The following is a 19,111-nucleotide window of genomic DNA, read 5'->3' on the forward strand; positions in this document are numbered from 1 at the left end:
ATAATAAACCATGAATATTACTAAAAAATACATCGCATCAGAAAACCGCTATGATAGCATGCAGTACCGTCGCTGTGGAAAGAGCGGTATAAATCTGCCTCTAATCTCCTTGGGTCTCTGGCATAATTTCGGTTATAAGGACAATTTTGAAACTAGCCGTGCTATATTAAGAAGTGCTTTTGATCAGGGAATAACACATTTTGATCTCGCCAATAATTATGGACCTCCCTATGGTTCTGCCGAAGAAAATTTTGGACGTCTTTTTAAAGAGGATTTTAAGTCCTATCGTGATGAACTTATCATTTCATCCAAAGCTGGATATGACATGTGGCCTGGTCCTTATGGTAATTTTGGTTCCAGAAAGTATCTCATTTCAAGCATTAATCAATCCCTAAAACGAATGGGTCTGGAGTATGTTGATATTTTCTATCATCACCGCCCAGATCCAGATACCCCGCTCGAAGAAACCATGGGTGCGCTAGATCAAATTGTACGCTCTGGTAAAGCTCTTTATGTGGGTGTTTCTAATTATAAAGCAGAAGAAACCGCACGTGCCGCAGCGTTGTTAAAAGATATGGGCACTCCATTTCTCATCCATCAGCCGCGTTACAATATGATGGATCGATGGGTGGAAGAAAATAAATTGATGGACACGTTAGAGAAAGTTGGCGTGGGAAGTATTGTATTTTCACCTTTAGAGCAGGGAATTCTTACCGGCAAATACCTCAACGGTATTCCTAAAGATTCACGGGCTGCAACACAAGGCAGCTATCTAAGTGAAGAGCAGATCACCCCTAAAGTTGTTGATCAGATTAAAAAACTCAATGAAATCGCTCAAAATAGAAACCAAAGCCTTGCTCAAATGGCAATTGTATGGCTACTTAAAGATAAGCGTGTAACCTCCGTATTGGTAGGCGTTAGTAAAGTAGACCAATTGAAAGATAATGTACAGGCATTGAACAATCTTAATTTTAGTGATGATGAACTAAAAAAAATAGAAGAGATACTAAACTAAACTTCTCACTTTCAGGTTAAATATATTTTTTCTATAATTCCAATGCCCGTATAAAAATATACGGGCATTATTATTTGTATCAAAGGAAGAAATAGCCGTAAGGAAAACCAAGGCTTTTAGAGGGTATAATCCAGACTTTCCTATCCTCTTTTGAAATAGCGATTTATATTTATTTAAATTTATATATTGCCCACAATTACAACATATACATATGGCTTCAGGATTTTTTGCACTTCTAGATGATATCGCGGCACTTATGGATGACGTTGCGATCATGAGTAAAGTTGCCGCTAAAAAAACTGCTGGTCTACTTGGTGATGATCTCGCTGTAAACGCCGAGAAAGCTTCCGGTTTCATATCTTCCCGTGAAATTCCGGTACTATGGGCGATTACTAAAGGATCACTCCTCAATAAGTTAATCATTTTACCTATAGCTTTCCTCTTGAGCGCCTTTGTTCCCGTGGCCATTACGGTCATCTTGATCATTGGTGGACTGTACCTTGCCTATGAAGGTGCTGAAAAAGTATATGAGTATTTTTTTCCGCATTCAGAAAAAATGCATGTAGAGGATATTACAGATCTTTCTAAAGAAGAATTGATAGCCAGGGAGAAAGAAAAAATAAAAGCAGCCATTTTAACTGACTTTATACTTTCAATAGAGATAGTCATTATTGCTCTTGGTGCAGTTGAGGGTGAAGTCCTGGCCACAAAGATTATAGTGGTCTCGATTATAGCAATAGTTGCTACTATTGGGGTATATGGTATCGTGGCCCTAATTGTAAGAATGGATGAATTTGGCGCTAAATTGATAGACCTTAATGAGGAAGAAAACAGCATTTCTGATAAAATAGGTCGTTTTCTGGTAAGGGCGCTACCTATGGTAATAAAAGGACTTTCATTTATTGGCACGATCGCCTTACTGCTTGTCTCCGGGGGAATCTTTGTACACAATCTTGAATTTGTACATCATCTGGTAGAAGGCCTCCCTGGTATTATAGGTGAATTTTTAGTAGGCGTTGTTATGGGAATTGTTACTTTATTGATCGTGAGCGGAAGTTTGAAAATCTGGAAAGCGATTAAGGGCAAAAACTAGGAAAGTCTCCTAGTTCAATTTTATATAATCCTCCTCTAATTCTTAGTTTTGGAAATATTAACTCAATAGCCATTTTCGAGAGCGCTATCACAAAGTTAATTTTGATTTTGATAAAATTTTATGCATTTTTGAGATACCAACTACATTCTCCAAACTCAACAAATGTCCAAAATACTCCTTATTGAAGATGACCACAATCTAGGCCTTATGGTCAAGGATATTTTAGAGTTTAGCAACCATACCGTAAACCTATTAAGGAGTCCTATTAAGGCTATTGAAATTCTAATAGAGGAAAGTTTTGACTTAGTGGTACTTGATAAACTCTTGTCTGGCATAGATGGCACTATAGTTTGCCATGATATTCGCCAAACATCATCCATTTCCAACATTCCTATTTTAATGATGTCTGCACTTAGTGAAAGTGAAGAAGATTGTTTGCGTGCTGGCGCAACAAATTTTATCTATAAACCCTTTGATATTGAAACTTTTGCAAATCGTGTGCAGGCTACATTGGGCTAAATACTTTTATAAGGGTCTTATATATTTTATTACAAACCGTTAGGTCCTTTTCTTAAATCAAGGTGAAGATTATTATATTCTACATAAAAAATTTCAAGTTTGTAGGACAATATCAACATAGATCAAGTTCTCAAAGCATTACTTATAATGTTAAACCTTTTAGAAATGGCTATTTGTTAAGATAAAATGCTGTGATTAACTATTAATTTGATCTTTAATTAAATAAATAAAATTTATAAGCATTATGAATACGACTAACGAAAGTATAAAAGAGAAAAACCACGATGATATTGTAGAGGCTCTTCAGGAATTATTGGAAAAGAACTATGATGCCGAAAAAGGTTTTAAAAAAGCTATAGAAAATTCAAAGCACGAAGCTTTAAAAACATATTTAAAAAAAGAAGCAGTAAAACGCAATCGCTTTGCTACTGAAATAGATTTTGAAATTCGAGCTTTAAACGCACAGCCTACAGAAAAAGGGAGTGCTACAGCATCTGTACACAGAGCATGGATCGATTTAAAATCTGCTATTGCCGGTAATGATGATGAAGCCATTTTAGAAGAGTGCATCCGTGGCGAGAAGGCAAGTGTAGAAGAATATGAAGAAGTTATCAAAAAACATAAACTTCCAGCAAAAATCGAACAGGTTATTGCCAAACAACTTGATGAAATTCAAAAGACCTTTAACAACGTTAAAAGGTTAGAAGATCTTCATGATTAATCAACCCTATTTTGCAAATCAAAGTCCAGTAAAACTGGGCTTTTTTTATGGCATTAAATGAATATAAAATCTTATAAAACACATATTTAGCACATTTTGAGAATGAAGGATATTTATTTTATTGTAAATAAAAATCATTTATTTTCAGTTATTTGATGTTATTATTATTTTATTAGCACCAAATAAGTCACATCGTTATGATAAATTTAAAACAAACTTATCATTCAACTATTATGACTATTCAAACAACATCATCCCGAAGAACCTGGTTAAAGCAAAGCGCAGTAGCAATGGGTGCAATGGCCTTCGCCCCACAGCAAATCTGGGCGTCTACCGTTAAAGAAGCACAACAGGAAGGTAGGAAGTTTCTATACCACAAAAGTACGTTTAACGAATTTACGCCTCCTAAGTTACCAGACCTTAGTACGGTAAATGCACGTTTAGTCTGGAATGAAAATCCTCATGGGCCTTCAAAAATGGCAGCGAAGGCTTTTCAAAAAGCAGTATGGGACGGTAATCACTATTCCTGGAGTTCATTAGATGATCTTGTCAAAAAAATAGCTACTTATGAAGGTGTCAAAGAAGAACAGGTGATGATGGCTCCTGGTTCTTCAGACCTTTTGGAAAAGACAGCATTAGTTTATTTTCAAAAAGGTGGAAATGTGGTGAGTGCAGACCCCAGCTATATGTCTTTAGTTAGTGTTGCCAAAGCTGCCGGTGGTGCATGGAAGGCCATCAAACTTACCCCAGATTATCAGCATGATCTACCTGCTATGGAAGCCGCAATTGATAGCGATACAAAATTGGTCTATATTACAAATCCTAACAATCCTACCGCTACCATAACAGATACTGAAGCGTTAAAATCTTTTTGCAGAAGGGTTTCGAGGAAGGTACCCGTCTTTGTTGATGAAGCCTATATTGAATTGTCAGACGGTGGCCTGGCAAACAGTATGGTCCCCCTTGTTGCCGAAGGTTGCAACATTTTCGTTTCGCGCACTTTTTCCAAGATTCACGGTATGGCCGGGTTGCGCTTGGGCTACATGCTGGGCAAAACCGAATCCCTCAATGCCATCAATGAGATTACCCGTGGTGGGATGGGGATAACAGGTCCCACGATCGCTGCCGGATCTGCTAGTATGGACGATACCGAATATTTGACTTCCTGTAAGGACAAACTTGTAGAAGCCCGCAACTATACCACTTCCTATCTTACAAGCCGTGGTTTTGATTTTATGCCCTCGCAAACCAATTTTGTCATGTTTCCCATTGACATGCCCGGCGATACTTTTCTGGAAAATATCTATGATAGGAAAGTGGTCGTTCGTGCCTTTAAATTCTGGGATCAGGATTGGTGCCGTGTGAGTATGGGTACCATGAAAGAAATGGAATATTTCAAAGATGCTATAGATGCTATTCTAGTTTAAACCTATTATGGACGTATTCACACTTCAGAAGTCACTGCTCTTTATAGTATTTATAGGTATAGGTTTGCTATTGAAATATAAATTCAATGGAAGTGCGGAATTGAACGGTGTTAAAAAAATCATTCTGAACCTCGCCCTTCCTGCAACTATCTTTATAGCTTTAATGGGAATACAGGTGAAGATCGATTTACTGATTCTGCCCGTATTGGCACTTTTTCTCAATATAATCCTATTCTTTATTTTCCCCTATATACTACCCGCATTGGGTATTAAAAAGGGAAGCCCAAAATACAGAACTGCCCAACTATTGATCCCTTCTCTGGCCCCGGGACTTTCTTGTTTCCCTTTTATTCTTGAATTTTTAGGGGAAAACTATCTGGCGAAAGCGGCGATGGCAGATCTGGGCAATAAAATTTTCGTTTTACTGATTCTTTATGTTGTGGCGATGCGTTTTTACTATGCCTTAAATAAAAAGAATAACCGCAGCAACAAGACTAAAATCAAGGAATTGCTTATCGCATTGGTTTCTGAACCGGTAAATTTGTTCATAGGCGCAGCATTGCTCCTCGTATGTTTTGGTATCAATATGAAAACACTTCCTTTTGTGATAGGAGAATCCATGCAACGCCTAAGCTTGATGATGACCCCCCTGGTATTGCTTTATATAGGACTGGCGGTAAATATTAAAAAGGAACAGTTCTTTCAGATTTTTGGGATGCTTTCCCTACGTGCAGGTTTTGCGGTATTCTTTGCGGCAATGATTATTGCGATCATTGGTTTGAATAGTGCGAATGATATTCTTTTGCTGCTTGTATTTTCATTAAGTTCCTGTAGTTTCTGGCCATTTGCCCATATTGCCGCCGTTGAAACCCTGGAGAAGGAAGACGTGATCACTAGTAAACGCACGTTCAATGCAGATTTTGCGATTGGTCTTCTTGCCCTTTCTTTTCCATTTTCGGTTCTGGTAATTCTGGGTGTGCTTTCCAGCGGCACAGTTTTTACCTCCGTAAGTACCATTTTAGTTTTGGGAGCTGTACTTAGTATACCGGGTATTGCTTATATTGGTTATAATTATGTGTCAAAAATTGCTTTAAAAGGCAATAAATCGGTTAAAACGGCCTATAATTTGCCCATTGAAGAAGGTTCATGATCGTTTAAAAATTTTAAACAGCAAAGCCCTAAAAACTATTGTTTCTAGGGCTTTGCTTTTAAATATCGAAAACACTAATATATTATCCTTTTAGGCTATTTTACTCTTCTTGTTCTTTAAAAATATATGATCCAGGGAGTATTTTCCAGGACCTGTAAGTAATAAAACCACATAACAAACGGCATAAAGCGTGGGTAGTTCCTGTCTCCCCCATCCATCTGGAACATGAACAATTAGAATGGCAACAAGCATGGTAATAATAAGCGGGATAGCGGCGAGACGGGTACCCAATCCAAGAAGTAGCAGTATAGAGCAAATTACTTCAGCAAAAACGGCCAGCGCCAGGCTTGCAGTCATACCGAGACCCATAGGATCTGCAAACTGAATTTCGGCATCGCCAAAAAGGGTCAGTAATTTGGGAATTCCATGTACGAGCATCATAAGTGCAAGTGCAATCCTAAAAAATAGCAGTGCAAAATCAGTTGCCTTGAGGTTGAGATTAGTCTGATAGGTCATAATTTCTTTTTATAAAACGGAATTAAAAATTCTCTCTATGCGCACTAATCTACAATAAAATAATGATTTTGTGCTTAAAAGCTATTTTCCGACTATAAAAAGTTTGAATAAAAAAACCTTTCCAATTATGGAAAGGCCCTTAAAAATCCAAAATATCTTAAATTATATGCGTGGATCCAGAATTCGATCTATTCGCTCATTTAGATCCTTTAAATGTATGCTACTCATGGAATCCCCGCTTCTACCTGCGGCCCTTGCGGTCTGGCCCTGCAATACCTTTAATTGTTCCCGCACTACGGCCCGTATATCTGACTGGCCCACGTTGACTTCCGTCGCGTTGCGGCCTTCCTGATCTTTTGTCATTAAGTATTCCAGTCGATCTATATAAGCGCGTTGCAGGTTCCTGCGGTACGTATCTATTTTTGCGCCTTGGTTGAGTTCGCTAAAAATACCTGTTCTAAGATCGCTCATCATGGCAGGTAACGAATAAGCTTCAGAATTGTAAAGTGTTTCATTCTCTATCATACGCGCCATACGGCCAAAATCAAGGATATTATTGAGTGTCCTTACTTGCGTACTGCGGATGCGTTCCAGATTACCGTCGTGTTCGATTTTGTTCAGGATATTTTCATCAATCATCCACATGGGCGTGGTGAAAAGTTCCTCATTTAAAAATGAAAGGCTTTCCTGTTGACGTTTTTTAAGTACCGGGCTGTATACCGCTCCTTGCTGATCATAGGTTTTATTGTATTCATAAACACCACCTACGTTGTTAGAAACATGGCCCATGTACCGGTTGTACTGACTTAAAACCTGGCCGTACAATGTACCCAGATCGTCATAATTTTTACCATCTTCTTTTGTCCATTCAATCAAGTTGGGAACGATTCGTTTCAGGTTTGCAATGCCATAACGGCTTGCTTTTACTGCATCATCGCCTAAATCTTCGGTTTGCGAACTTGGATCTACAATATCGCGCTGTTGTGCCCCAAAACGGTACATAGGATCTCCGGCATGTTCTAAAATCCATTGATCTAAAGTCTCCTTTTCGCTTTTGGCGGAAGCCTCTAAAATAGGTTTATAGCCCCATTTAATGGCATATTTATCGTAAATACCAATATTAGGCATCAACGCAACACCGTCATCACCGGGCTGGGCGATATAATTGAACCGCGCATAATCCATGATAGAAGGAGCCGTACCGTATTTCTTGGTAAATTCCGCAGAGCGTAAAGAGTCGACCGGATAGGCCACACTGCTGCCCATATTGTGCGGTAATCCTAACGTATGCCCCACTTCATGAGAAGATACAAACCGAATCAACCTGCCCATGATCTCATCTTTGAAAGCCACTCCCCGCGCCTCTTCATTAATCGCCGCGGTCTGTACAAAATACCAGTTGCGCAGCAAGGTCATTACATTATGGTACCAGTTGATATCTGATTCCAGGATTTCTCCGCTACGTGGGTCGCTTACATGCGGACCATTCGCATTGGGAATGGGCGATGCCAGATAACGCACGGTGGAATATCGTGCATCTTCCGGCGACCAGTCTGGATCTTCTGCTACCGTGGGCGCATCTTTCGCGATAATCGCCTCTTTAAAACCAGCTGCTTCAAAGGCAACCTGCCAGTCTTCTATACCTTGTTTGATAAAAGGCACCCATTTATTTGGCGTGGCCCGGTCTATATAATAAACAATTTGTTTTTTGGGCGTTACAAGTTCGCCGGCCTTATATTTGGCCATATCTTCCTCTTTAACTTCCAGTCTCCAACGATCAAGATATTTTACTGTTTTACTCTCCTGGGCATCCAGTCCGTAATCCACCTGACCCCTGGCAAACCATCCTACGCGCTGGTCAAAATACCGGCGACGCATGGGCTCTTTGGGCAATAAAATCATAGAATTGCTCATTTCGACAGAAATGGAACCTACGCTTTCGTTGCTGGGCGGTTCTTTGGCTTTATAGGTTTTTACGTGTCTGGATTCAATGTTTATGGGATAGCTTTTTAAGCTTTCTATATAACTACGATCACTGTCAACGCTTGAAATTTTGTAGCGCTCCCTGTAATAATCTGGTATCCCCAAAGGCTGTACATCATCTTCGTACAACTTATTGACCTGGATTACGGTGCTCGTAGAATCCTTCCCTAGCGCTTTGATATCAAAAGCAAATAAGACGGGATCAAAATTAGAATTTTTGACCGCCTCATGAATGGGCAGCGAATCAGCGGCAAATGTTTCATAAGAAACTACCCTAAGAAGCACTTTTTTAGGTTTCTTCTCCCAGCGCAGCACCTGCGTATTGGTCTTACCACCGCCAAAGCCAATCTCAGCTGCGGTTTTGGCGATTCGCGTGACCATAAGCATGTCCCGGTTAAACAAACTATCTGGGATCTCGTAAAAGAAGTCGTCATTTACCGTATGTACGGCAAAAAGGCCAGCATCAGTTATCGCTTCTTTGGTAATGACTTTATCATAAGATTTTAAACCATTTTTAGCATCTTTTTTTTCTTCTGTGGTAGCGGCATCGCCTCCTTTTGTTTTTTTTAAGCTGGAACAAGAAATGCTGAAGAGCAGCAATGCAGCCAGTAAGGGCAAATAGTAGTTTTTTGTTGTCATAAATAAATTAGGTTTGAAAAAATGGAATTTAACCGAACAGCAACCAAAATTTTCTTAATTTTTTACTAATACTCAAAGATTTATATACAACTTTGTTAGTCTTCTTTCAGCATTTATTTGATGTTGAGTATACTTTTAATCACATAAAGAAGAACAAACTCAAGATTTTGAAAAAGAATAAAGTAGTTTAGCACAAGTATTTTATAAGATTTTTAAATTGCAGTACTTTTTATTAAGAACATAATACAGTGTCAGTATGCTAAAAAAATACTCTTTATTACTGTTTTACCTAATTCTAATCCAGTTCAATCCTTCCCTTTTTGCACAGTTTACACAGGACAGTACGTCACAGAAGCTTCCTTCAAAAGACTCTATAAGTACAGAGGGTGGAGTGTATAGGGAGAATCCCATAGAGGAATATAACGATCCTTATTATGTTGTAAATAGGCTCAACAAGAGTATTGGCTTACCGGATAACGATATTAATCTGCAAACCCCGCAGGCAGCACTGGAGCATTTTGTGATCAGTTGCCGCAATAAGGATTTTGAAGCGGCCGCACAGGTACTGAATTTAAATTTATATCCTGATAACATTACCAGGGAGGATGCGGCAATACTCGCTCAAAAACTATATTTTGTGATTAATCAGCGCATACAGATTGACTGGGGCGCGCTATCAGACCGGGCAGACGGACAGACTGATTTTAGCACATCGACCAATAAGGCGATTGCTGGAAAAGCCAGACGCAGTATCGTTTTTGGTGAAATGAACCTTGACGGAAGGGATGCCGTTCTAAGACTTCAACGTGTAAAATATAAGGATTTTGGTGCGTTCTGGACCATTGCACCTGATACCGTAGAAAATATTGACGCACTTTATGCCATCTACGGACCCAGAAAACTAGATCGTATGATGCCCAACTGGGCCCGGCTAAAATTCTGGGGAATGCCCATTTGGAAATTCGTTGGGATGATTATTCTTTTGGGAATTTGTTATATCATCGGGAAACTAAGTATGATTTTGGTGCGCAAGCTGTTTATGAAATCAGGACAGGAATGGATGCGTACCATCGCCAAGAAATTGGCCAAACCAGCTGGTATCGCTATTGGCGTACTCGTTTTTTACATACTATTGAATGAGCTCATTTCCTTTGGCGGACCGTTCGCCAGGTGGCTCTATGCAATTTTGCTTGTGGTTGTTGTAAGTACGATCGCATTTTTTATAATGCGCTTCATCAATTCATTTATGGTATATGTTGCCGAAAATAAAATAGGTGATGTTAGTCCTGAAGAGAATTCTGAAGCGCGCATGAAACTCACCTATATTTCGGTAGCACGACGGGTTGTTACCTTTATAGTTATCATTTTTGCCGCCTCTGTGATTTTATCGCAGTTTAGATCGCTAGAAAAATTGGGCGTTTCCCTTCTTGCGTCTGCAGGACTTGCTACGGTCATTCTGGGTGTTGCCGCACAAAGTACCCTGGGCAACATCGTTGCCGGGATACAGATTGCGGTTACTCGTCCCGCTCGTATAGGAGACGTGGTAATTATAGATGAAGACTGGGGGTACGTTGAAGATATTCGCTTTACCTATATGGTCGTGCGCACCTGGGATTTGCGGCGTCTTGTAATTCCTTTAAAAAGGGTAATTTCCGAAACTTTTGAAAACTGGTCCATGACGAGTCCTAATCAGGTACGTCCTATCGAATTGTGGGCAGATTATAAAATTGATGTGAGCAAGCTGCGCTCAAAATTTGAAGAATTGCTTAAGCAATCTGAAAAATGGGATGAAGAAAAAGAGCCTACACTGCAGGTGGTTGATATGACAGATAAAGCAATCAAACTACGCGCGCTATGCAGTGCAAAAAACCCTCAGGAAGCCTGGGACCTGCACTGTGAATTACGGGAAGCTTTAGTACAATATATTACCCAACTGGAAGATGGCAACTACCTCTCAAAAGAGCGTATAAAACTTGAAAACAACCCAAAACCAGCAAAAAATGGCTCTTCTGAGGCCTAAAATGGCGTCCTGCGATTATTTTTTGCTCTTGGTTACAAAAGGTGAGAACCAGTCCCAGGTTACGCCCACGGACAACCGCGGAAAACTATCCACAAAACGGTAATTATAATCGTCAAAACCGAAAGAAAATTCAGTAAAAAAACCAAAATCATTGTCCCAGGGATAGATGATCCCCCGGCTTTCGGAACGGTAAAAATCTACAGAGGGATGTGATCCAAAGCGCAAATACACTTCCTGTTCCAATGAGTAGCGCATTTTTTTTAAATAGCCTGTATACCCATAGATCATCTCTACTTGCGACCGCCCATAAATATTGATATCATTAGGGTTAAATCCACCAAAGTCAAACAGCCCCATAAACTTATTATGATATAATTGATAGGTCAGGGTAAACGCGTGAATGCGCGTGGGCTTATCAATACTATCAAACTGGTTGATCCTGTAATTAAGGCTGAAACGGCTCAAATTGGTAGAAAAATTACCAGAGTCCCTGTTTAAGATTTTTGAAAGGTTCGTATTGTCATTAATATTGTTATAGGCCGCATTGCCACCGTCTGTACTTTCTTCAAATTCGGTAGAAAAAGCAGCACCGGTCTGCCCATTAGAATAATGCCCGGTTTCAAAAGCGGCCGTAAAAAAGTTGTTGTTTCGTGTGCTCAGGATGCGCTGCCAACCTAAAAAAGCCCTATAACTTGGGGTTTTGACTGGTTTTGAATTCTCGTTATAAAGCCGCAGTTGTGGTTGTATGCTTATATAAATCGCATCTCCTGGGGTAATCGTATCCTTGCTCAATGCCTCCCGAATATCATTGTAGATGCCATAATAAACGACTGGTTTAGCATCAAAAACAATATTTTCATAAGGATTGTTTCCTATACCGCCAGATAGATAAGGACGTTTTGCAATAGGATAATAATCCTTAAAACCGCTGTCGTCACTATTGATCTGAGCCTGGGATAAGGCGGGCATTAAAAGGAAAAAAGTACTGATTAATAGACTAAAAAGGGAAGTATTCTTCAAAGATATAAGCATTTTACTAAAGTTGAATCTAGGTGGCAAATTTACTGTAAACGATAAAAAAACCCGCTTAATAGCGGGTTTTAGTTTAATTCATTCGTATGTCGGTTTTTAGTCAATAAATTGACAAAAAAGGCTATTTATTTGCTATTTAGCAATGTTTATAGCGCGTGTTTCCCTGATTACAGTGACTTTAACCTGACCTGGATAGGTCATATCAGTTTGGATTTTTTGAGAGATTTCAAAAGAAAGTGTGGAAGCTCTATCGTCATTTACTTTTTCACTCTCCACGATTACACGAAGTTCCCTACCCGCCTGAATGGCATACGCTTTCTTAACGCCCTGAAAACCAAATGCGATATCCTCCAGATCCTTAAGTCGCTGTATGTAAGAATCCAGCACTTGCCTTCTAGCTCCTGGCCGGGCGCCGCTAATGGCATCACAAACCTGTACAATGGGAGCCAATAAAGTTTTCATCTCGATCTCGTCGTGGTGGGCACCAATCGCGTTGCAAACCTCTGGTTTTTCACCATTTTTCTCGGCCCATTCCATTCCCAGGAGTGCGTGTGGCATTTCGGTCTCGGTTTCTGGCACTTTACCAATATCATGGAGCAGACCAGCGCGTTTCGCAAGTTTTGGGTTCACACCAAGTTCCGCAGCCATTACCGAACACAATTTAGCCACTTCCCTACTGTGCTGTAATAAATTCTGGCCATAAGAAGAACGGTACTTCATACGCCCTACCGCTTTGATCAATTCTGGGTGCAGGCCGTGAATACCAAGATCAATTACGGTACGCTTACCTACCTCAACGATCTCCTGTTCTATCTGTTTTGTTGTTTTTTGAACCACTTCTTCAATCCGTGCAGGGTGGATACGGCCATCTGTAACGAGTTTGTGTAGTGATAAACGGGCCACTTCGCGGCGCACACTATCAAAACAGGAAAGTATAATAGCCTCTGGGGTGTCATCAACAATAATTTCTACACCGGTAGCAGCTTCGATCGCTCGGATGTTACGTCCTTCCCGGCCTATGATCCTGCCTTTTACATCATCGCTTTCCAGGTTAAATACCGAAACGCAGTTTTCAACTGCTTCTTCTGTACCTATACGTTGAATGGTATTGATGATTATTTTTTTGGCTTCCTGTTCCGCGGTCATTTTTGCCTCTTCCATAGAATTTTGAATAAAAGCCATGGCATCTGTGCGTGCCTGGTCTTTTAAAGATTCCATGAGCTGCTGCTTCGCTTCCTCCACAGGTAAACCTGAGATAACTTCTAATTGTTGCACCTTGCTCTGGTGCAATTTGTCAATATCAACTTTACGTTTTTCAAGATACTCTACCCTTGTAGTGTAATCTTTAAGCTTGTCTTCGTATTCCTTTGTGGTTTTTTTGTTTTTGGCAATATCACTGCCCAACTGTGATTCTTTATCCCGTACGCGTTTTTCGGCTTCTGTGACTTTTTTATCACGGGATACAATTACCTTCTCATGTTCAGACTTAAGTTCTATGAATTTTTCCTTGGCCTGAAGTATTTTATCTTTCTTAATCGATTCCCCTTCTTTATTGGCCTCTTTTATGATACCCTGTGCTTCTTCCCGTGCTTTTGTGACCATTTGGGAAGCATTGTTGCGCTCCAGTAATTTAGCGATTAGAAATCCTATAAATAGCGCGATTACCGCGACGATGAACAAGAGTATGTAAAAATTGGTTTCCATGAAGTATATGTATAAAAAAAGCCTACATCGGTCGGGATTTGAATAAACTCCTTTAAAGATAATCATAGGGCTAATGGACTGATCAAGCTTCCGTTCAAAGACGGCTTGCTTTAACAACCCGAACTTACCCTTCTTAAAGAATATGTGTTGAGTTTACCAAAAAAATAACCAATGTAGGCAGTAATTAATTTCGTTTTATGTCTATGAACGTCAGGATAACTGTTCTGAGAGCATAAGCTCTAAATACTCAAGTTGCTTTATAGCCTGTTCATGATCCTGTGCATCAGCCATATCCTGCTTCAGCGCCTTAGAGGCAAACTGCAGGGCACACATGGCAAGCACATCCTGTTTGTCGCGAACCGCATAGCTCTGCTCAAACTTTTTGATCATAACCTCAATTTCTTTTGCCGCTTTGCGCAACCCTTCCTCCTGTGCAGGATTTATATTTAAAGGGTATACCCTGTCTGCAATAGAAACCTTTATTTTAAGCATGTCTGCCATAAAATCCTTAATCTGCTATATGCGCAATACATAAATCGATCTCTCTGATGAGCGAATTTATCTTAAGCTTTGTTTCCTTCTTGAACGTCTTACTGCCCAGCATTGCATTTGCCGCTTTGAGTGCACTGTACCTTGAGTCTATATCTTCAAGACGGCCTAAAAATTTTGACCGCTCTAATTTCAACTTTTCATTTTCCTGCAATAAGACCTTATGCTCCCGTCGTAATGCCTGATGTTGTTTTACCAACTTATTCAAGCCACTTTGCAGGGAATCAATGCGGTCTAAAAGTTTACTCATCTAAGGCAAATTCTCAATACTTGGTCAGACAAAGTTAACATTCGGCTAAGAATATCCCAATACAATCGCACTTAATTTTAGCTAATGCAAAGGAAAACCAATTCCTGACTACTTGTACGCTAGAAACCAACTTCTTAATATACGCAAACCACAATCGCATCGTTTTGCTTTTAAAAATAGTTATATTCGCCCATAATGAGAACGATATTTTTTGCCTTTGTTCTGGCAGCGAGCCTTTCAGGTTACGCCCAGGACAACATACCTACTACTTATTTTAAGAATCCGTTGGATATCCCTATTATCCTGGCCGGTGACTTTGGTGAACTGCGTGGCGGTCATTTTCACAGTGGCATGGATATAAAAACACAGCACCGGGAGGGACTTGCGGTAAATGCCAGCGCCGGTGGTTCGGTTAGCCGAATAAAAATTCAGCGCTACGGTTATGGTAAGGCGATCTATGTGCAGCATCCTAATGGGTATACAAGTGTTTACGCCCATTTATCAAGTTTTTCGCCCAGCATTGAAGCCTATGTAAAAGGGCAACAGTATGCGCAGGAAACCTATGCCATAGAACTTTATCCTAAACCTGGCGAACTTCAAGTGGAGCAAGGGGAACTGATCGCGTACAGTGGAAATACGGGTGGAAGCACCGCCCCGCATTTGCACTTTGAGATTCGGGATGCCAGCCAGCGCCCCATGAACGGGATGCTTTTTGGCATTGAGGTACCAGACACGAGTGATCCTATCGTTTCTGAGCTTATGGTTTATCCCCTGGGCGACAGCAGCCAGGTAAACCAGTCCCAGTACCGGCAGAACCTGAGTCTTACCAAACAGCCCGATGGCAGTTTTATAAGCGAGAAAATTGAAGCTTTTGGCCCCATTGGTTTTGGGATTGCAACGGTAGATCAGCAAGATGGGGCACCTAACAAAAATGGAATCTATACAATTGAGACTTCCTTCAATGGCAACAAAAACCTGGAGGTACGTATGGACAAATTTTCGTTTGCCGAAACTGGCTTTGTCAAGCGCATGATTGATTATGCATATTATGAAACCGATAGGAAACGGGTTCAAAAATTGTTTATTGAACCGAATAATCCGTTAAGTATTTTTACCCAGCAGACCAATAAAGGCATTATTGACCTAAAAAATGACGGAGTTTCCTATGTTTATAACATTATGATTTCTGATTTTAAGGGGAATAAAACCTCTGTTTTAGTTCCTATAAGTGTCAAAAAACAGGAAATATTGGCTCCACGGGAGGTGAAAAAGACCGGTTTTTATGTAAATCCAAACGAATCGCAGAATTTTAACCTGGGCAAATACGAAGTCTATTTTCCGAAAGGGGCATTTTTTGATGAGCACTACCTGGATCTCAGTGAAGAGAACAACAAACTCCACCTTGGCGAGGACCTGATACCAGTGGCAAAAAACATAAGTATTCGCTACGATGCATCAGGATATTCCGCAGAAGACAGGGAGCATCTCTACATAGGTTCTGTGGGCTATAATGACAAGTTGTACTACACCGGTGCTTATCTGGATGGCACCACGCTTATTGCGCGTACTAAAACACTTACGGATTATACGGTGGGGATAGACGATACACCTCCTAAAATAGTACCGGTAGATGTCGCGGAAGGAAAATGGATGTCTACCTATGATGTGCTTCAGTTCAAAATTACAGACGAGGAAACTGGTATAAAAGATTTCAGGGCCACGATCAATGGCAAGTTTATCCTGATGGAATATGAGTACAAAGACGATCTGCTCACCTATCATTTTTCAGATAACATTATCTCGGAAACCGAAAACAACCTTAAACTTATCGTGACAGATAATGTGGGAAACAGCACTACATTTACCACCACTTTTTTCAGAAAAAAATAGCTTTTGAAAACATCATTTTATTATATCCTTTTTTTCATTTCCCTGTTCGCCTCCCCTTCTTGGTCACAAGAGGCAACCTTACGCGGAGTCGCGCTTGACGCGGAAAATAACGTACTCAATGATGTTAACATTAGCTACGATGGCGGCGGTACCCAGAGCAATATCAACGGGTTTTTCACCCTGAATATCCCTGCGGAACGCGAAATTCAAATTACGTTCAGTCATGTGGGTTTTCAGGCAAAAACATTGACTTTTTCATTAAAAACGGACGAGATTTTTGAGTTTAATCCCGTATTCCGTACAACTGTAGAACAAATTGACGAAGTGGTGATCTCCTCCACAAATCGGGATCGCGTGGAGGGCATAGTTTCCCTTTCCCCAGAAACCATACGCAATATTCCCGGCGCCAATCCCGGCGTGGAAAACCTGCTGGCCACCTTGCCCGGGGTAAGTTCCAATAATGAATTGAGCACGCAGTATGCCGTGCGCGGCGGTAATTATGATGAGAACCTGGTCTATGTAAACGGCATTGAGGTTTACAGGCCATTTTTAATCCGCTCTGGCCAACAGGAGGGTTTGAGTTTTGTGAATAGCGCTTTGGTACGGGATGTGGATTTTAGTGCGGGTGGTTTTCAGGCAAAATATGGAGATAAATTGTCATCTGTGTTGGATATTACCTATCGCCGTCCAGTTGCTTTTGGCGCTTCGGTAGATTTGAGTTTGCTGGGCGTAAGCCTTTCCGCAGAAGGCGTTGCAGACGACGGTAAGTTCACCGCGCTGCTGGGTGCCCGTTACCGGGACAACAGCCTGCTGGTTGATGCAAAACAGACAGAAACCAATTTCCAGCCGCGTTTTTATGACCTTCAGACCTATCTAACCTATACTTTTTCAGATAAATTTGCGGTTGACTTTCTTGGGAATATTGCGATAAACAGTTACGATTACCAGCCTTTTGCACGCCAGACAAATTTTGGGACCCTTACAGATCCCATCGCGCTGGTCATTAATTATGAAGGCCAGGAAGAAGATCAGTACGAGACATATTTTGGCGCCTTGAAAGGAACCTATAAACCTAATGAGAACCTCAGCTTGCAGACCATCGCTTCTGCATACCATACAAAAGAGCAGGAATATTATGATATTTTTGCCGAATATGGTTTGGGAACCCCAAATTCTTCCATTGGTGATGAGAATATTGGCGAAGTGGAATTTACGGAAGGGATAGGCGCCCAACTCACCCATGCGCGAAACAACCTGGATGCGATCATCATAAATGTAAAGGAAAAACTAACCTTAAAAATCAATGAAGGGCAGATTGATGCGGGCATTAAATACACGCACGAAGACTTTAGGGATCGTTTGCAGGAATATGAAATCATAGATTCTGCCGGTTTTTCCATCCGCCCTCCCTTACCTGAATTTATCAATGATCAGCCGTATGCTCCCTTCAATGCACCGCTGGTACCTTTTACAAATGTGCGCGCGACAAATGATGTGCAGATAGATCGCATTTCGGGCTACGCGCAATACAGTAAGCGCCTTTTGCTGGGATCGCATAAGGCCTGGTACAATGTAGGTGTAAGAGCACAAAACTGGACGGTGAGCGGTGACGGGATTGCATCAAACACGCAGACGGTTGTGAGCCCACGGGCGCAGTTCAGCATTAAGCCAGATTGGGATGAGGACATGGTTTTCAGGCTTTCTGGAGGTTATTATTACCAGCCGCCGTTTTATCGCGAACTCCGGGATTCATTAGGTCAGGTGCGTCCGGCAGTAAAAGCGCAACAATCCATTCACATAGTTGCCGGAAACGACTGGAGTTTTAAACTTTGGGAACGGCCGTTTACGTTAGTTACCGAAGCCTATTACAAGAAACTGGATGATGTAAATCCTTACACCCTGGAGAATGTGCGCATACGATACCGCGCAAGAAACAACGCAGAAGCCTACGCCTACGGACTCGATCTTCGCCTTGCCGGGGAATTTGTTCCCGGTACTGATAGTTGGTTGAGCCTGGGAATACTCAAAACCGAAGAAAATATCGAAAACCGCAGCTATATCGCCCGTCCTACGGATCAAAGGCTTAAAATAGGGGCGCTTTTTCAGGATTATGTGCCGAATATTCCCAGTTTGCGCCTGTACTTAAACGCCGTTTATCAAACCGGTCTGCCCGGGGGTTCGCCCAGTTATGCAGATCCCTATGCTTATCAGACGCGGTTACCCTTTTACTTTAGGGCAGATGCAGGTTTTAGCTATGTATTTACCGATGCTCAAAAACAATATCCCAAAGGACACTGGCTCCATATTTTTAAAGACCTGAGCGCAGGCTTTGAGATCTATAATATTTTTGACAGGCAAAACAGTATTACAAATACGTTTGTGCGGGACGCGGCAAGCAAGCAACAATATGCAATTCCCAATTATCTTACACCACGGGTTTTTAATGTTCGCGTAAACGCGAAATTTTAAAGGAAATAATATCTCGGGATTTTAGTAAATGTCATTAAAGTATCTAAAAACTCCCTGATTAGTGATGATTTCTGCCTAAAGATGTACTTTTTTAAACAGTATGCTACTTCAAAATACAGTAAACCAAGAGTTCC

The 19,111-nt window shown here is 40.9% G+C and carries 15 protein-coding genes and 1 other RNA gene; 9 read left to right on the top strand and 7 right to left on the bottom strand.

The window, feature by feature from the left end:
* Positions 1-10 precede the first annotated feature (10 nt).
* The 6 genes from mgrA to P162_RS00900 all read left to right on the top strand — a co-directional run bounded on the left by mgrA (position 11) and on the right by P162_RS00900 (position 5,925).
* Positions 11-1,015 carry an L-glyceraldehyde 3-phosphate reductase gene (mgrA, locus tag P162_RS00875; protein WP_031425288.1) on the top strand — a complete coding sequence of 335 codons (1,005 nt, stop codon included), beginning with the start codon at positions 11-13 and terminating at the stop codon, positions 1,013-1,015.
* 211 nt (positions 1,016-1,226) lie between these two features.
* Positions 1,227-2,108: a DUF808 domain-containing protein gene (locus tag P162_RS00880; RefSeq protein WP_031425290.1), complete on the top strand. Its 882-nt coding sequence runs from the start codon at positions 1,227-1,229 to the stop codon at positions 2,106-2,108.
* Positions 2,109-2,270: 162 nt separating this feature from the next.
* On the top strand, positions 2,271-2,627 hold the full coding sequence (locus tag P162_RS00885; RefSeq protein WP_031425291.1) for a response regulator transcription factor: 357 nt from the start codon (positions 2,271-2,273) through the stop codon (positions 2,625-2,627).
* Positions 2,628-2,871: 244 nt separating this feature from the next.
* Positions 2,872-3,348 (top strand): ferritin-like domain-containing protein, encoded by a 477-nt coding sequence (locus tag P162_RS00890; protein ID WP_031425293.1) that lies wholly within the window; start codon positions 2,872-2,874, stop codon positions 3,346-3,348.
* A gap of 233 nt (positions 3,349-3,581) precedes the next feature.
* The gene (locus P162_RS00895; protein ID WP_031425295.1) at positions 3,582-4,775 is read left to right on the top strand and encodes a pyridoxal phosphate-dependent aminotransferase; all 1,194 of its coding nucleotides are present in this window, start codon (positions 3,582-3,584) and stop codon (positions 4,773-4,775) included.
* Positions 4,776-4,782: 7 nt separating this feature from the next.
* The gene (locus P162_RS00900; RefSeq protein ID WP_051907714.1) at positions 4,783-5,925 is read left to right on the top strand and encodes a permease; all 1,143 of its coding nucleotides are present in this window, start codon (positions 4,783-4,785) and stop codon (positions 5,923-5,925) included.
* Between the two features lie 90 nt (positions 5,926-6,015).
* On the opposite strand, the gene P162_RS00905 is transcribed toward P162_RS00900, so the two are convergent.
* Entirely contained in the window at positions 6,016-6,441 is a 426-nt protein-coding gene (locus P162_RS00905; RefSeq protein ID WP_031425298.1) for a DoxX family protein, read from the bottom strand.
* Between the two features lie 162 nt (positions 6,442-6,603).
* Positions 6,604-9,063, bottom strand: coding sequence for a zinc-dependent metalloprotease (locus P162_RS00910; protein WP_031425300.1), 2,460 nt, complete (start codon positions 9,061-9,063; stop codon positions 6,604-6,606).
* A gap of 256 nt (positions 9,064-9,319) precedes the next feature.
* Between P162_RS00910 and P162_RS00915 the strand changes: the two genes are divergently transcribed.
* Positions 9,320-11,083, top strand: coding sequence for a mechanosensitive ion channel family protein (locus tag P162_RS00915; RefSeq protein ID WP_051907715.1), 1,764 nt, complete (start codon positions 9,320-9,322; stop codon positions 11,081-11,083).
* 15 nt (positions 11,084-11,098) lie between these two features.
* On the opposite strand, the gene P162_RS00920 is transcribed toward P162_RS00915, so the two are convergent.
* The 5 genes from P162_RS00920 to P162_RS00940 form a co-directional block, all read right to left on the bottom strand.
* Positions 11,099-12,103 carry a hypothetical protein gene (locus P162_RS00920; RefSeq protein ID WP_241077712.1) on the bottom strand — a complete coding sequence of 335 codons (1,005 nt, stop codon included), beginning with the start codon at positions 12,101-12,103 and terminating at the stop codon, positions 11,099-11,101.
* A 144-nt stretch (positions 12,104-12,247) separates the two neighbouring features.
* A complete protein-coding gene (gene rny, locus P162_RS00925; RefSeq protein WP_031425306.1) occupies positions 12,248-13,819 on the bottom strand; it encodes a ribonuclease Y in 1,572 nt (523 codons plus the stop codon).
* 44 nt (positions 13,820-13,863) lie between these two features.
* Positions 13,864-13,972, bottom strand: a non-coding RNA gene (gene ssrS, locus P162_RS00930) — 6S RNA.
* Positions 13,973-14,029: 57 nt separating this feature from the next.
* Entirely contained in the window at positions 14,030-14,320 is a 291-nt protein-coding gene (locus tag P162_RS00935; protein WP_031425308.1) for a cell division protein ZapA, read from the bottom strand.
* Between the two features lie 7 nt (positions 14,321-14,327).
* Positions 14,328-14,618: a hypothetical protein gene (locus tag P162_RS00940; protein WP_031425309.1), complete on the bottom strand. Its 291-nt coding sequence runs from the start codon at positions 14,616-14,618 to the stop codon at positions 14,328-14,330.
* A 195-nt stretch (positions 14,619-14,813) separates the two neighbouring features.
* Here P162_RS00940 and P162_RS00945 point away from each other — a divergent pair, with 195 nt between their 5' ends.
* Entirely contained in the window at positions 14,814-16,508 is a 1,695-nt protein-coding gene (locus P162_RS00945; RefSeq protein ID WP_031425311.1) for a M23 family metallopeptidase, read from the top strand.
* Between the two features lie 3 nt (positions 16,509-16,511).
* Positions 16,512-18,977 carry a carboxypeptidase-like regulatory domain-containing protein gene (locus P162_RS00950; RefSeq protein WP_031425313.1) on the top strand — a complete coding sequence of 822 codons (2,466 nt, stop codon included), beginning with the start codon at positions 16,512-16,514 and terminating at the stop codon, positions 18,975-18,977.
* The last annotated feature ends 134 nt before the right edge of the window (positions 18,978-19,111 follow it).

The sequence above is a fragment of the Flavimarina sp. Hel_I_48 genome (genome assembly GCF_000733945.1).
Classification (GTDB): domain Bacteria; phylum Bacteroidota; class Bacteroidia; order Flavobacteriales; family Flavobacteriaceae; genus Leeuwenhoekiella.